The organism is Geobacillus sp. CAMR5420 (genome assembly GCF_000691465.1).
Lineage (GTDB): Bacteria > Bacillota > Bacilli > Bacillales > Anoxybacillaceae > Geobacillus > Geobacillus thermoleovorans.
On record NZ_JHUS01000064.1, the window covers coordinates 126620 to 142050 of the forward strand.

Consider the following 15431-nt stretch of genomic DNA (forward strand, 5'->3'; position numbering starts at 1 on the left):
TCAGGAAAGGAAAACGGTTCGACAAGTTTGGCCAGCCCCACATCTCCGCCCGTTTCATAAAGTGGAGAGAGGAGAGGAAGACGATGCAGCTGACGAATTTGACATTCCCCACACCTAAAGGGAATAGGCTTTCTCGCTCTTATGTTTGTCACGGATGAATTCGTCAACTGCGGGCAGTTATAGAGAATACCGCCGAAGGAGAATGGCAAGCGCATTGAAGTTGGATGAGGAAATCGATAAAAACATTATATGAAATAGCATCCACTATGAATAGCATCAACATGGCCCAAAACTCATTCGGATCATTTCGTCCCATGAACGCCAAACGGGAAGACGGAAACATCTTGATCGACCATACAGCGGAAACGAGAATCCGCCGCCGTGCAAGGCGGAGCGCACCGTTCCGCCTTGCGCTTGGCTGTGGAGCCTCGAGACGGCGCTTTGCGGCCTCGGCTTAAGGCTGATACCACGTCAACCCGAGCGCGCCTTCGCCGACGTGCGTGGCGATGACGGGGCCAAAATAGCTGATCGAAAATTCGACGTGCGGATAGCGGGCGGACAGCTCATCGCGCCAGCGGTGCGCTTCATCGGGCTGGTTGGCGTGGATGATGGCGGCTTTGAGCGGCACACCCTTTTCCGCATCTTCGGCGAACAGCTCTTCGATGCGGTGGATCGCTTTTTTGCGCGTGCGGATTTTTTCAAACGGCACGATCACTTTGTTTTCAAAGCGAAGAAGCGGCTTGATTTGCAAGAGGCCGCCGATGAACGCCTGCGCCCCGGTCAGCCGTCCGCCCCGCTGCAGATGGGCCAAGTCATCGACCATAAAGTAGGCGCGCAGCGTTTGTTTCATTTCATCCAAGCGAGCGATGATATCCTCAGGAGACCTCCCCGCCTGCGCCATTTCCGCCGCTTCGATCGCATAAAACCCTTGTGCCATGCAGCTGATTTCCGAGTCGTATGCGTAAACACGCAATCCGTCCACCATCGTCCCTGCCGTGACCGCCCCTTGGTACGTGCCGCTGATGCCGCTTGAAAGGTGGATGCTGATGGCAGCGTCGTACCCTTCCTCACGAATGGCAGTGAACAAGTCGACAAATTCGCTGACTGAGGGCTGCGATGTCGTCGGCAGCTTAGGATTCTGCTTGATTTTGGCAAAAAATTCATCGGCCGTCATATCAATCTCTTCGCGGTACGTCTCATTCCCGAAAATGACGCTGAGCGGAATCAGGCGAATGCCCAACCTCTCGCGCACCTCTTTCGGCAAGTAGGCCGTGCTGTCGGTGACAATTGCCGTTTTCACGAACGCCATTCCTTCCTGATTTCAAATTTTCTTCCATTATACCAAAAAGACAAACCGCCCACCACTACGAATCCAAATGGGGGATAGCGCACCGCAAGGACCTAAACAAAGCCGCTTGCCGCCAACTACAAAACAGCTTGTCCTCACCACGGACACACCAACAACGAAGCATCGCTGCCTCGATCCCCTCAACACCAGCCGCCAGACGCCCATCCAATCCGCTGACAATAGGCGGAAACGAAGGGGGCATTGCCATTAGCGCACTTCCACCCAGCCGTTTTTGATCGCGACCACAACGGCTTGCGTCCGGTCATTGACGTTTAATTTTTGCAAGATGCTGCTGACATGGTTTTTCACCGTTTTTTCGCTAATGTAAAGCGCTTCGCCGATGGCGCGGTTGCTTTTGCCGTCGGCCAACAGCTGCAGCACTTCGCACTCGCGCCGCGTCAGCAAATGAAGCGGACGGCGCACCTCCTGCTTAACCACTGCGCCGCCTTTTTCTGTCGTCAAGCGGCGGTATTCGCGAATCAAGTTGTGCGTCACTTTCGGATGCAAGTACGAACCGCCTTCGGCGACGATTCTCACCGCCTCAATGAGCGTATCGGCATCCATCTCCTTTAACAAATACCCGGTCGCTCCCGTCTGCAGGGCGCGCATGACATAGTTTTCATCGTCATGAATCGACAGCACGACGACTTTCGTATCAGGGTAAGCTTCAATCAGCTGTTTCGTCGCCTCAACGCCGTTGATGTCCGGCATGTTGATGTCCATCAGCACCAAATCGGGGCGGTATGTTTCGACGATCGAAAGCGCTTCGCTTCCGTCGCTTCCTTCCGCCACGACTTCAAAATCGCCCTCAAATTCCAAAATGCGCTTGATGCCCTCGCGAAACAGCTGGTGATCGTCGATAATCGCGATGCGTGTTTTCATCGTTTCCTTTCCTCCTTGTTCGTTTTGTCAGTCGAACGGTCGAGCGGAACGCGAATGAACACGGTCGTTCCGCTGCCAATCTTTGAGCGGATGTCGAGCGTGCCGCCGAGCAGCTCCACCCGCTCCCGCATTCCAATCAAGCCGAACGCATTTTCTTTTTTGACCGACGGATCAAATCCTTTGCCATCGTCTTTGACACTGACAAGCAGATGGTGGCACGTCACTTCCATTTTGACGTCGATATGGCGCGCTTCGGCATGCTTCAAGGCGTTTTGCACCGATTCTTGGACAAGCCGAAACACGGCCGCCTCCATCCGCGACGGCAGCCGAATTTCTTCGCCGATATGTACAAAGGAAATGTGGACTCCCTTGTTATATTCTTCGGTCGTTTGCAAATATTTTTTTAGCGTCGGAACCAATCCTAAATCATCAAGAGCCATCGGCCGCAAATCGTAAATGATGCGGCGCACTTCGGACAAAGCCGAACGCACCATTTTGCGAAAATCGCGAATTTCGGCGATCGCCGCCTCTGTCCCTCGCTCTTTGATCACCTTTTCGACCAAATCAGACCGAAGAAGGACGTGAGCGAGCAGCTGTGCCGGGCCGTCATGGATTTCCCGAGACAGCCGCCGCCGCTCTTCTTCCTGGGCTTCGATGATTTTCAGCCCAAATTCCTGCTTTTGCTTCGCTCCTTCAATAAGCTCGCCGACCTGGCGGAAATCGCTGTTTAAGTAGTGGAGCACGACCGTAATTTGTCCAACTAAATAATCGGTGCGTTCGATAATTTGCGCAAGGCTCGCCAATCTCCGCTCGAGCTCGTCGCGGCGCAACCGCAGCTGTTTCTCCCGCTCGCGCACCATCGTCAGCTTCATATGCAACTCATGCGCCGCTTCATACGCCTCGCGAATATCTTGCTCCGAGTGGGTGGAAAAGTTTTGACTCACTTCCGACAGGCGGCGGCGCGCCTGACGCGCCTTCATTTCCAGCTGATCCGCTTCTTCGATCGCCTGCACGGTCAGCCGCTTCACCTCCTCGAGTTCGCGAAGCAAATGGTCGTGCTCTTGACGCGACTGCTCCCCGATGCGGAAAATTTCGTCTTTGCTGTGTTGAACGGTGTCGATCATTTTTTCGACAATCCGATCCAACTGCTTCACGTCCCACTGTTTTGCCTCAGCCATTTGCCAACCTCCAACAGCGCTGCCAAGCGGTGCGCATGGGCGCCAGCAAAATTTGTTTGAAGGAAAAAAGTTGTCGATTTATAATAATAAAAGCATGCCCTATCTATTGCTCTTTTATTTTCAGTTTACCATAATGAGAGTAGAGCGCTAGCCATTCATGCAAAAAAATGAACAAAATTAAACCGTTTTCGCGTTTTTTGTATGTTGAGGTGTTTTGCTTTGTTGCAAACATATTACACGGTCAAAGGATACGGCGAACGCGAGATCGTGATCGAAAAATCACGGTTCATCTGCTATATCAATCGCGCTGAAACCGAGGAAGAGGCCGTCGCCTTTATTCAACAAATCAAGAAGAAGCATTGGGATGCCACCCACAACTGCTCCGCCTATTTGATCGGCGAGCATGACCAAATCCAAAAAGCGAACGATGACGGCGAGCCGAGCGGCACCGCAGGGGTGCCGATGCTTGAGGTGCTGAAGAAAAAAGGGGTGAAAGACACCGTCGCCGTTGTCACCCGCTACTTTGGCGGCATCAAGCTCGGCGCGGGCGGGTTGGTGCGCGCTTACAGCCGCGCCGTCTCCGAGGGGCTGAACGCCGCCGGCATCGTCGAGCGTCGGCTCATGCGCGTCATGCATGTTACGATCGACTACCCGTGGCTTGGGAAGGTGGAAAATGAGCTGCGCTCTTCCGTATATACTATTAAAAATATCCAATATGCCGACCGCGTCACATTTGACGTTCTCGTTCCCGAGGACGGCCAGTCTTCGTTCGGCGAGTGGATGACCGAACTGACAAACGGAAGGGCGGACATTCAGGCGGGAGCAATGGAGTATGCCGAGCGGCTGCTTTCGTCTTCCTAAAACGACACCGTAAAGGAAAGAAGGGTTAAACGATGAATCATACAAGAAAAACGGTGAAAAAGCGAAAGAAAAAAAAGCGGCTCCGCCGATTCTTTTTGCTCGTGTTTCTTCTGTTGCTCGGGGGTGTCGGCGCCTTTGGCTACAATATTTACTCCGAGGCGAAACAGGCGTCAAGCAAAATTTATCAAGCGCTTGATCCATCAAGCAAGCCGGCAAGAAACATTGAGATGCGCAAAGACCCATTTACCGTTCTGTTAGTCGGAGTGGAAAACCAGTACCACGACGAGGAGGGGCGGTCTGATGTCGTCATGTTGTTGACCGTCAATCCGAAGACGAACAAAGTGTATTTGTTGAGCATTCCCCGCGATACGCGCGTTTACATCCCGAGCGAAGGGCGGAAAGACAAAATCACCCATTCTTACAGTCATGGCGGCATTCAATCGACCATTGCAGCCGTCAATGAGCTGATCAATGTTCCGATCGACTATTACGTGACGACGGATTTTGAAGGGTTCGAAAAAATTGTCGATTCCCTAGGCGGCGTCACGGTGGATGTTCCGTTCACATTCAAAGCTCAGCTGACAGGTTCGCTCAAATGGCATACGTTCCATAAAGGCAAACAAGAGTTGAATGGCAATGAAGCGCTCGCCTATGTGCGCATGAGAAAATCGGACCCCCGCGGCGATTTTGGCCGAAACGAGCGGCAAAAGCAAGTCATTCGCGCCATTATTGACAAAAGCACGTCCATCACCTCGCTGCCGAAGCTGGATGACGTCATCGCCGATTTAGGGGATCACGTGCGGACGAACATCCCTCCGTCCGAGTTGTTGTCATTCATCTACGTCTATCAAAAAATGAAAAACGCGGATGTAGAAAATTTGCATTTGAAAGGATACGACGAAACGATCAACGGCGTGTACTACTACATCCCGGACGAGCAATCGGTCAGCTCAATCAATGAAACGCTGCGGCAAGCGCTCGAGACGTCCAACGCCTCCCTCACGCGCAGCGATTCACCATCCACACAAAGCCAAAATTAACGATCACAAAGAAGGTGCTCCCAAACGCAATGGGGCGCCTTTTTCCATTTACAGCGTATCATGCCGCAATGATGATGAAAGAGCACAACCTTTCATGTCCTCTGCTTTTTTCTCTCTTTTTCAACAAAACTTTTCATTTTTTCTCATAATAGGACTGAATTCGGGTTGGATAAAACGGCAAAATTCGCTATGATAGTATAGAAAACACAAACTTGAGAAAAAGGGGGGATCGAATCCTTGAAAAAAACGCTTCTTTCCGTCTTGTTGGCGACTTGCCCGCTATGGCCGTCAGCCGCCTTGGCCGCCGATGGAAGTCCTTCCTCATCCTCACCGACACTCATGGTCGCGGAGCATAACGCTTTGCTGAGGAGAGGAGCGACGGATTCCTATCAAATCGTCGAATCCATTTCCGCTGGCCAACAAGTAAAGGTCATCGACAAGTTCCAAAATGCTACTGGCGAAACGTGGTATCGCATCGAATACAAGGGCATCACGGGCTGGGCGCGGGCAGATGACTTTTCTGAAGCGCATGTCTCTTCCGCCTTCCCTAACGTGATGTTCGCCAAGCAAGACTCGTTGCTGAAAAGAGGGGCAACCGATTCATATCGGGCCGTTGGTTCGATTCCCGCTGGCCAACAAGTGAACGTCATAGACGAGTTTCAAAACGCCTATGGTGAAACGTGGTACCGCATCGAGTACGGAGGCGTCACCGGCTGGGCGCGTGCGGACAGCTTTTCCAACCAACCACCTTCCATGCTCGTCGGAAAGCGTGCGGTCATCGCCGCCAACGACATCGCGATGCGCAAGGGGGCATCCCCTTACTATCCGGTCGTAAAAACACTGTCTAACGGCGATGTCGTCTCCATCATGGCCGAGTTCACCAATTCGCTCGGGGAACAGTATGTGCGTGTGGAGTGGGCGGGAGTCAAAGGATGGGTGAAAACGGAACAGATCTACATACCCAAACAGCTTCCGACACTTTTGCCGACATTCATGAACGTTGTGCAGTCCTCCCCGGTTCGCCGCGGGGCGAGCGTCCATTACCGCGCCGTCGCCACAGTGTCACGCGGTCAATCTGTCAAAGTGATCGATTTGTTCGTCACAAATGGTCAGGAACTTTGGTACCGCGTTGATCTCGGACATGTCCGGGGATGGGTGTCGGAAAAAGTGTTGACGATGTCATCAACCATTTCGGTTCCAAGCGGTGTCTCGGATACGTCCAGCATCTCAGGCCAGCCGCTGACGGTCAGCGTGTCGGTCGCCAATGTGCGGCAAGCTCCATCTTTAAAAGCAAAAGTCGTCACCCAACTGAAAAAAGGAACCAAACTGAACAGCCTGTCAAGCGCCAAAGATGCGTCGGGAGCGCTTTGGTACAAAGTGTCCCTCAATGGAAAAACGCTCGGCTGGGTGCACGAGACGGTCGTAACCAAATCCTACCTTTCCCCACCAGCCAGCCAGGGGAAGCAAAAGCAGGTGACAACCGCTAATGCGGCGCTGTTTGCCGAACCTTCGTTGAGCGCCGCCGTCATCGAGCGGATTGCGAAAAACCGAACGGTCACGGTTTTGAAGACGACAGAAGCATCTCCGTTCGACTGGGTGCAAGTCACCTCTGCATCGGGGAAAACGGGATGGATGCCGGCGTTTGAAGTCAACGCCCCATCCTACGTATACGTCAAACAGGCGGGCACTCCGCTGCGCCGAGGCGCCTCTTCAAACTATCAATCGTTGAAGACGCTGGCAGCGAATGAGCGGCTTGCTGTCCTTTACGAATATCATGGATGGCTGAATGTCGAAACATCCAATGGCGTCCGCGGATGGGTGGAAGAATCGAGCACCTCTACCGTCGCCTTAAATAGTCTCGTGGAACCGACGTTTTCGACCATCAACGACAATGCCTATTTGACGTGGAAAAAAACGTCTAATTTCCGCGTCTCCTATTCGTTGTTGCCTGGCAATCGCCTGAAAATCACCGGCTCGTTTTCCTACGCTGAAGTCCCGTCGACCGACATTCCAGGCATCCAAACGGTGGAGTGGACGGGCAGCAGCCTGCTCATCACCTTTGAACCGGGGTACACGTTCACCCTTCGCCATTACAGCGACCGATTGGCGCTGAAAATTCTCGAGACCGGACTCAAGGGCAAAAAAATCATTATTGACGCAGGGCACGGGGCGCACGATACCGGGGCGATCGGCCCTGGCGGCACGCGGGAAAAAGATATTACGCTGGACACCGCCTTATTGCTAAAAGAAGAATTGGAGCGGGCCGGAGCGATCGTGAATTTGACGCGAAGCACCGACATCTTTTTGGAGCTGTCGGAACGGACATGGATCGCCAACAGTTCCGACTACGACGCCTTTATCAGCATTCACGCCGACTCGTACTCGCGGACATCTCGCGGAACGACAACGTACTACAACGTATCGAGCAACTTCAACGGGCCAAAAAGCGAGCAGTTGGCCGCCATCGTGCAAAAACATCTTGTCCAACAGCTCGGAACATATGACCGCGGCCATAAAACGCAAGACTTTTACGTCAACCGGAAAAACGAGCTGCCGAGCATTCTTGTTGAGCTCGCCTTCATCTCCAATCCGAATGAAGAGGCGCTGCTCAAAACGAAAGCGTTCCGCCAAAAAGCAGCCGTCGGCATTCGCGAAGGACTGGAAGAATACTTCAGCCAATTCTAGTTTGTTCACATTCGGAGAATAATAGCATGAGAAGGCCGATGATGCAACGGATATAAAGCTTTGGCAACGGTGTTTCTCAAGCTGGAGAAACATGGCAACATCGCGTTTTCATTCCTTGCGATTCCTCATGAACCAAGCGAATCCGTTGTGTTTCACCGGCCTTTTAGGAAAGCTATTATTCTCCTTTCTTTCCATATCCAAAAACGGGGGAGATGAACATGATGAAACGAAAAGCCAAATGGGCCGTTGCTGCCAGCCTGGCGGTCGGAATGACGGCAGGCGCCCTCTTGTTTACGCCATCGGCGATGAAAGCATCGGAAGAAGTCGTGTTAGCGAGCGTCGACTGGGTGACGTCCCAGCTCAACCCGATGAAAAACGACATTGCCAACCTGAAAGCACAACTGGCCGCCCAGCAACAACAAATTCAACAGCTTCAACAACAACTTGCCAGCAAACCCGCTTCGCCTTCTTTGCCTTCTGTCGTCTATGTAGCGAAAAACAATGCGGCCGTCCGCAGCGGAGCGTCAACGAGCTACCGCGTCATCACTTATAAACAGGCAGGGGCTTCACTGCAAGTCGTCGGGGCGCACCTTACTTCCCAAGGACTTTGGTACAACGTCGTCCTATCTTCATCGCTGAAAGGATGGATCCATTCAGGCGATGTCTCGACATCCGCTGTCAGCAGCGACAGCACCAAGCACGTCATCGCCACGGCCGCGGTCAATATTCGAAAAGGAGCGACGACTTCTTATCCGATTATTGCGACCGTTCCAAAAGGGACAGAGATGGTCTATATCCAGCCGTTTACCAACAGCAAAGGAGAGAAATGGTACAACGTGCAGCTGTCTGACGGGCGGCGGGGTTGGATGGCCGCTGAATTTGGTGAGGTGAAGTAGACGGTGAAAAAACTAGCGTGGTTGGCCGTCGTCCTGTTTTGGCTCATCACCTCTCCTTCCGCCTCGAACGCCGCTGGGGTGAAAACGTACAACAATCCCGTGCAAGTCCTTTTATATAAAGGGGCATCGGTGACAGCCGCCGTCGAAGGAAACTATCAAATCGTCAATAAAGAGACGTTGACGATCACCCCGTTGCCAAGCGGGACAAATCTGACATTTCGGTCTTCCTCTTCGACCGTGTTTGTCACGTACAATGGAAAGACGGATTTTTCAAGCACCGGATTTACTATTCAAGAAACAATCGGCGCGGCGCCGTTGTCCCTTGTCAAGGTGAACCAAACGCGGTATCGGGGAAGCGTCGACATTCGCCTGCAAAACAGCGCCTTGTATGCTGTCAATATTTTAGATATGGAAGATTATTTAAAAGGAGTCGTGCCGAGCGAGATGCCTGCCTCTTGGCCGCTTGAGGCGCTGAAGGCGCAAGCCATTGCAGCCCGAAACTATGCCTATAAACATAAAACAAGTTTGACGACCAATCCAAACACACAGACGTATAAAGGATATGATGGAGAATCTCCCCGATCGAACGAGGCAGTGGATGCGACAAGAGGATTGTATCTTAAATATAATGGCAGTGTCATTGAAACGTATTACCACTCGACAAGCGGCGGCAGAACCGCCAACGTAAGCGACGTCTGGAACTCGTCGCAAACCGCCTACCCATATTTGGCGAGCGTCGATGACCCGTATGAATCATCGCCGTACAGCCGTTGGTCGTTCACCTTCTCCCCGTCTGTGCTGCTGCGTTCGTTCGGGCTCACCGATCCATCGGTTGTTTTATACGACGTCTCGATCACCAAAACCGGCGCGAACGGGGAAGTGGGGGCCGTCACGATTGAAACCTCGGCCGGCGAAAAAACGGTGAAAGGCAATGAAACGACCATCCGCAAACTGTTCCCGCTAGACGGCAATCAATTTTACGGCATCTTGCCGTCCAACTGGTTCGACATTCAAGTGCAAAAAAGCGGTCCATCCGTGTCGATTCAAACGACGAACGGCAGCATCGCCGCCTCTTCCTTGTCATCTTATTCTGTCCAAACAGAGAACGGAACGGTTTCGCTCGCCGGCGTCGAAGGAATCAAAGTACAAACAACGGATGGCATCATGCCGCTTTCCGCCTCGCCGTCAGGGGTCAGCTCGATCACCGTCACGGGAAAAGGCTGGGGGCACCGGGTCGGCATGAGCCAATACGGAGCAAAAGCATTCGCCGAGCGCGGATGGACGGCGGAGCAAATTTTAGAACACTACTTCCCCGGTGCTGAAGTCTCGTTCTAGCGACAGAGTCCATGATGTCATACGGGATTTTGCTCTCCACCTCGGCATCACGCGGGAACAAAAAAGGGCGTCCTTCTTTGTGAGCGGAACGCCCTTTCTTCTTTTTCTATTTTTCTGTCCATCTGACGGATTCACGTTTTGTTTCATCGCCAAGGGCGTGAAGCAAATCGTCGACAATGCGAATCCATGAGTATTGCTCCACCGCCAACTTGCGCCCATTTTCCGCCATCTTTTCGTATTCCTCTCTCGGAAGGCAAAGCAGCTCGAGAACCGCCGCGGCGATCTGTTCGGGATTTTCTGGAGGAGCGATTTTTCCGCAATGGTATGTTTCTAAAATCTCTGCGCTCTCCCCTTCGCCGCAATACAGCACCGGGGTTCCGGTGGCGATCGCCGGGAAAATTTTCGACGGCCTTGCTCCTTTAAACAAGTCGATGTTGCGCAGCGAAACGATGCTGTAATCGGTGATGGAGAAAATCTCCGGCATCTTCTCAACCGGAACGGATCCGTAAAACGTCACATTGTCAAGGCCAAGCTCTTCTTTTAACGCCATCAGCTTTTCCCGCTCTTGGCCGTCGCCGACAAACAGGAAATGCGCCCGTTCATCTTTCGCTTTGACGATGGCCGCCGCCCGCAGCACCGAATCGAGCCCTTGGGCGTATCCCATCGTTCCGGCGTACGTAAACACCACTTTTCCTTCGAGCCCTAATTCCGCGAGCAGCTTCTTGTTTTTCGGCAACGGGCGAAACACATCCGTGTTGACGCCGTTCGGCAATAAAAAGACATCCTCGGGCGCTTTCCCTTGCTCAATCATATAATCGCGAATGCCTTCCGTCGCGGCGGCGATTTTCCACGCCTTCCGGTATAAAAACAGCTCGAGCCATCTCGCCATTCGAATGAACAGCCGATTTTTCAAAATGCCGAGCTCAACGGCCGATTCCGGCCAAATGTCGGCGACGTTGAAAACAAACTTCGCCCGTTTCAACTTCGCACCCACGTACCCGGTGATCCCTAAAAACAACGGCGGGGAATTGCAAATGATCACATCCGTCGGCTTCGCTTTCACAAGCAGCGAATAAAACGAGCTGAACGTAAACGAAAAATACGAAGCGAGCCGTTTCCAAAAGCTCCCCTTTGGCGACGGATAAATCCATGTCCGATGAACGGGAATGCCGTCCCATTGTTCGAACAAATAAAACAGGCCGCGGTATGGCTTGGGGATGACGCCGTGCGGATGATGCGGGAACGCCGTGAGCACTTCCACTTGATGCCCCCGTTTGATCAGCTCTTTGCTCACCTCATACACACGAATTTGCGGTGCGCCTGTTTCCGGCGGGAAGTGTTGGCATAGGTACATGATCCTCATGGCCCGCTCCACACCACTTTCCCAAAAAATCGCAAACGAACGTTCCATTTCGAGCGCCAAGAGGCGAGCGCAAACGAGGCGTGGAAAAGGGGAAACGCCCCCCTGGCATCGTCCCGCTGTCCTTGGATGGATAATCGTTGCCGCGAACCGACGGTCATCATGAGCTTGCCAACGGAAAGCCGCCGGCTTCGCGACTTAGCCTCCGCTTTCGGCAACAAACGAGCACCAACCGCGGCGGCTGACATGACGGCTTTGTTCCTCATCAACTCCCTCCACCGCCTTTCAACGTTTGTTCATACAATCGGATCATGCGCATCGCATTTTCCGTCCAATCGTAATGTTCATGGACATGGTTGACGCCGTTTTCCCCCATTCGTTGCCGCAGCCTCTCATCAAGCAGCAGCCGTTCGAACGCCTCCGCCAGCTTTTCCGGACTGTTTTTCGGCACGATCAACCCCGTTGTTCCCTCACGAACGACTTCCGGCAGCCCGCCGACGTTGGAGACGACAACGGGAACGCCGCACGCCATCGCCTCGACGGCGGCAACGCCAAAACTTTCGCTGTCTTCAGTCGAAGGCACGGCGAAAATATCCATTTGATTGATATACAGCGGCACTTGTTCGTTCGGAACTTTGCCGGCAAACGTCGTCACGGATTGGATGCCGAGGCGGGCGCACAGCTCCTCGTATTCGCTCCGCTGCGGCCCGTCGCCGACGATCAACAGCTCCGTTTGCGGATGCCGCTCGTGCACAATGGCAAACGCCCGAATCAAATCGGCGATCCCGTACTTGTCGGAAAGAGCTTTCACCGTGCCGATCGTCACGGTCCGTTTCGGCTGTTTCGGCAACGGTTTGAAGCGGGCGACATCAACACCAAACGGCGTCACTTCGATCGGTTTGTCCGTATACTTTCCGGTTTCTTTCGCCATCACATGGCTTGTCGAACAAATGACATCCGCACGCTGGAATGTATATTCAAGCATCCGTCGGTTCCAACGATTGGCATTCGGAAACTGATACACGTCGCGTCCCCAGACGGAGACGTAAAACGGATGATACCCCGCAAGCGCCCCGATCAACCCGTAGCTGGAGGCATAATGGGCGTGCAAAATATCTGGTCGAAACGAAGCGAGCAGCCGCTTTAATGAAAAGACAGTGGAAAAATACGACAACTTCCCCGGCAGCCATTTCGGCAGCACGACTGTCTCGACTTCTTTCGCTTGCTCCGGCCCGTAATGGTCTTTAAACGTCACGACTTTCACATCGATGCCTTGCGTTTGGTAAAAGCGGGCCCACTTATGCGTATGGATCGATTTGCTTGGAGCCAATAAGGCGACTTTCATCGGAGGCCCCCCACCAACGTTTCTTTCACCTTTTCCACTCTCGCTTCCCATGAATGTTTCGCCATAAACGTCCGCGCAATGCGCAAGCGGCACTCCTCGAGCATGTCCGCCATCTTGGCGATCGCTTCTGCCATCGACGACGGGTTGTCGTCGCAAATGACGCCATACCCATCCGCTTCAATCAATCGCTTTTGCGCTGAGCAAGCGGTGGCGACAATCGGCAGGCCGCTCGACAGATAGTCGACCAGTTTGACGGGAACGGAAAAATCATTGTACTCGCTCCGCCGCCGCGGGATGAAGGCGAAATCCATCTCCGCATACAAACGGTCGAGCGCTTCGCCGCTGACGTGCTCGACGCGCACTTGCAAGGCGGCAAGCTCTTCTTTCACCGCAAGCGGCTGCCGCTCGTACTCGTCTTTTCGGCAGACGACGGTGAGCGAAACAAGCGGCTTGCGGCGGTTTGCCAAGCGAATCGCCTCAAGCAGGAGCAAAAGCCCATAGTCGGCATTGTTGATGCCGCCAACATAAATGGCATTCAGCGGCTGTTTCGCCGTCCCGAACCGCTGAAACGGCTTTTGCTTCCCACCCGGCGGCAAATCGACCATCGGGCGGCGGATCGCGACATATGTTCCCATTTCGAGGCTCGGCAAAAAGATGACATCGCAGTACCGCTCGTAAAACCGTTCTTCCCAACGGTACATCATTTGCATGGCCGCTTTTTTCCAACCGCGGAGCGGATACAAATCAGGAAACTTCCAATAGACGTCGCGGTAAAAGACGCCGATCGGAACGTTGCGGGCTTTCAAGTAGCGGAGAACGTCCCGGTCGACGAACGGACGTTGCGGCCGGTGTCCTGGGTCCGTGAGCCAAAGCGGAATCGTCTGGTTTTCCATATAGCAAAACCAGACATCATCGAGCTTGCCTTGGCTGCGGAGCTCTTGAAATTGCTTCTCCCGCTCGGCTGACGTGCCGGCGATCAGAAGAACGTCCACTCCCTCTTTCGCTCCCCAGCGCAAAAACGCCTGATGCATTTCATACGGCCGCAGCTTTGACCCGCTGTTTCGTTCCGCGGCGAGTGAAAACGGGTAATAAATCAATACGGTTTTCATCATTCATCCCTCATCAGTGATTCGCCTTTTCGTTGCAAACCATGCCCGTAAATCCCCCTGCACCCGCAGCCATAACGCCATTCCGCCAAACAACGCCACGAGCAGCACCCAGGTCGGATTGAACAAAAAATCGGTGAACCCACCGACGAGCGTGCGGGGGATGTTAATGGAAAAATAAACGAACAAACTTAAAAACAAAGGATTTTTTGGCAGCCGTAGAAACCCAATGTACAACAGCTGCGTCACGACACCGACATACAGCGTGCCGATGACGATTCCAACGTAGCCAAAGTTCGCATACGCCTCAGCGACAAAGAGCGTATTGAGCACCCCTCCCGTTCCATCCTCGATCCGCTCCGGGAACACGTGCGCCATCACGAGGCGGGCGGAGCGGACGTTCTCGACGTCAAACAACCCTGTTAAAATCGAGGGCAAGCTTTTTCCATAAAGAAATGGCAGCGCTTCGCCGAACAAATTCAAATGAAGAAACGTCGGCGCGATTTGCGCCAAAATCATGCGGCCGATCGGGCCCTTGTTGTAAGACAAAAAGGTCGTGGCATCTTGCACCCCTTGAATGACGATGTACATGCCGACGAGCACCGCCGCCCCCACTCCCCCATACAGCGCCAATTTCGCCGCCGACAGCCTTGTTTTTCCAATGTAGATGCGAATCAGCAAAAACATCATCACGTAAAAGAAAATCGGCGATTTGGCCAAATCATACACATTGACGAACACCGCCCCGACAAACAGACAGATAAACAGCAGCTTCCACCGCCACTCGTGCGTCAGCTCGGCAAACAAATAAGCGATAAACGACAAAAGCGGCGTGAGCGTAATGGCAAAAATATTGCGAACGAGCACGTTTCCGGCAAAATGGCGCGACGCCTCAACACGCAACGCAGCCAAGCTCTCATCCGTCCCTGTCAAGAGCGCAAACACCGGAATCGTCGGCGTTTTCCAAATCATATACGCAATGGCGACAAAACTGAGCAGCGACAGCGCCAAAAACGCATAAAACACTTGGCTGCCCGTCGCTCCAGCCAACGGAGAAAGCGGCTTTTGCAAATAGGCGCGAAACTCCTGCCTCGCTTCAAATCCGCACAGCCTTGAAACGACCACCATCGACAGCGGGAACACGATCATGACAAAGCATACGACAGCAAATCCAATCTGCCGGTATTCCTCAGGCCGAAACAGCTTGCGAATCATGTAGTAATCGTCCATCCCCAAGGCGATCAGCAGCGCGCCGATGAAGCTCGACAGAAGGAACGAGTAATAGTACACAATCGACACGAGATTCGGCGCCGTCCATGAAAGCGTCCCCGCTGCATAGCGAAACATCAAGGTGGAGGCGACAAGAACAATCAACCAGATCAACACGTCCAACAT

The 15431-nt window shown here is 53.2% G+C and carries 14 protein-coding genes; 6 read left to right on the forward strand and 8 right to left on the reverse strand.

Features of this window, described 5'->3' with window-relative positions:
- The first annotated feature begins 314 nt into the window (after positions 1-314).
- Positions 315-458, forward strand: a complete 144-nt coding sequence (locus tag DI44_RS19030) for a hypothetical protein (protein WP_157832561.1) — start codon at positions 315-317, stop codon at positions 456-458.
- Here the strand turns inward: DI44_RS19030 and DI44_RS01325 are convergent.
- The 3 genes from DI44_RS01325 to DI44_RS01315 all read right to left on the reverse strand — a co-directional run bounded on the left by DI44_RS01325 (position 455) and on the right by DI44_RS01315 (position 3408).
- Entirely contained in the window at positions 455-1300 is an 846-nt protein-coding gene (locus DI44_RS01325; protein ID WP_033026332.1) for a DegV family protein, read from the reverse strand. The genes DI44_RS19030 and DI44_RS01325 overlap by 4 nt on opposite strands.
- A 255-nt stretch (positions 1301-1555) precedes the next feature.
- On the reverse strand, positions 1556-2230 hold the full coding sequence (locus DI44_RS01320; RefSeq protein ID WP_020278885.1) for a response regulator transcription factor: 675 nt from the start codon (positions 2228-2230) through the stop codon (positions 1556-1558).
- The gene (locus tag DI44_RS01315) at positions 2227-3408 is read right to left on the reverse strand and encodes a sensor histidine kinase (protein ID WP_033026334.1); all 1182 of its coding nucleotides are present in this window, start codon (positions 3406-3408) and stop codon (positions 2227-2229) included. Before DI44_RS01315 ends, DI44_RS01320 begins: the two co-directional genes overlap by 4 nt.
- Before the next feature lie 219 nt (positions 3409-3627).
- On the opposite strand from DI44_RS01315, the gene DI44_RS01310 reads away from it, so the two are divergent.
- From DI44_RS01310 to DI44_RS01290, 5 genes are all read left to right on the forward strand, one after another.
- Positions 3628-4269, forward strand: a complete 642-nt coding sequence (locus DI44_RS01310) for a YigZ family protein (protein ID WP_015375864.1) — start codon at positions 3628-3630, stop codon at positions 4267-4269.
- A 32-nt stretch (positions 4270-4301) separates the two neighbouring features.
- The gene (locus DI44_RS01305) at positions 4302-5309 is read left to right on the forward strand and encodes an LCP family protein (protein ID WP_015375865.1); all 1008 of its coding nucleotides are present in this window, start codon (positions 4302-4304) and stop codon (positions 5307-5309) included.
- A gap of 237 nt (positions 5310-5546) precedes the next feature.
- A complete protein-coding gene (locus DI44_RS01300) occupies positions 5547-7994 on the forward strand; it encodes an SH3 domain-containing protein (RefSeq protein WP_033026337.1) in 2448 nt (815 codons plus the stop codon).
- A gap of 218 nt (positions 7995-8212) precedes the next feature.
- Positions 8213-8890 (forward strand): SH3 domain-containing protein, encoded by a 678-nt coding sequence (locus tag DI44_RS01295; RefSeq protein WP_013146448.1) that lies wholly within the window; start codon positions 8213-8215, stop codon positions 8888-8890.
- Between the two features lie 3 nt (positions 8891-8893).
- Positions 8894-10225: a SpoIID/LytB domain-containing protein gene (locus DI44_RS01290; protein WP_015375866.1), complete on the forward strand. Its 1332-nt coding sequence runs from the start codon at positions 8894-8896 to the stop codon at positions 10223-10225.
- Positions 10226-10331: 106 nt separating this feature from the next.
- Here DI44_RS01290 and DI44_RS01285 read toward each other — a convergent pair whose 3' ends face one another.
- The 5 genes from DI44_RS01285 to DI44_RS01265 are packed head-to-tail and all read right to left on the reverse strand — an operon-like array spanning position 10332 to position 15431.
- Entirely contained in the window at positions 10332-11588 is a 1257-nt protein-coding gene (locus tag DI44_RS01285) for a glycosyltransferase family 4 protein (RefSeq protein ID WP_015375867.1), read from the reverse strand.
- A complete protein-coding gene (locus DI44_RS01280) occupies positions 11585-11851 on the reverse strand; it encodes a hypothetical protein (RefSeq protein ID WP_015375868.1) in 267 nt (88 codons plus the stop codon). Before DI44_RS01280 ends, DI44_RS01285 begins: the two co-directional genes overlap by 4 nt.
- On the reverse strand, positions 11851-12930 hold the full coding sequence (locus tag DI44_RS01275) for a glycosyltransferase (RefSeq protein WP_033026339.1): 1080 nt from the start codon (positions 12928-12930) through the stop codon (positions 11851-11853). The genes DI44_RS01280 and DI44_RS01275 overlap by 1 nt, the downstream gene beginning before the upstream one ends.
- Complete coding sequence (locus DI44_RS01270) at positions 12927-14042, reverse strand: glycosyltransferase (RefSeq protein WP_033026341.1); 1116 nt, start codon at positions 14040-14042, stop codon at positions 12927-12929. Before DI44_RS01270 ends, DI44_RS01275 begins: the two co-directional genes overlap by 4 nt.
- Complete coding sequence (locus DI44_RS01265) at positions 14043-15431, reverse strand: O-antigen polymerase (RefSeq protein ID WP_033026343.1); 1389 nt, start codon at positions 15429-15431, stop codon at positions 14043-14045.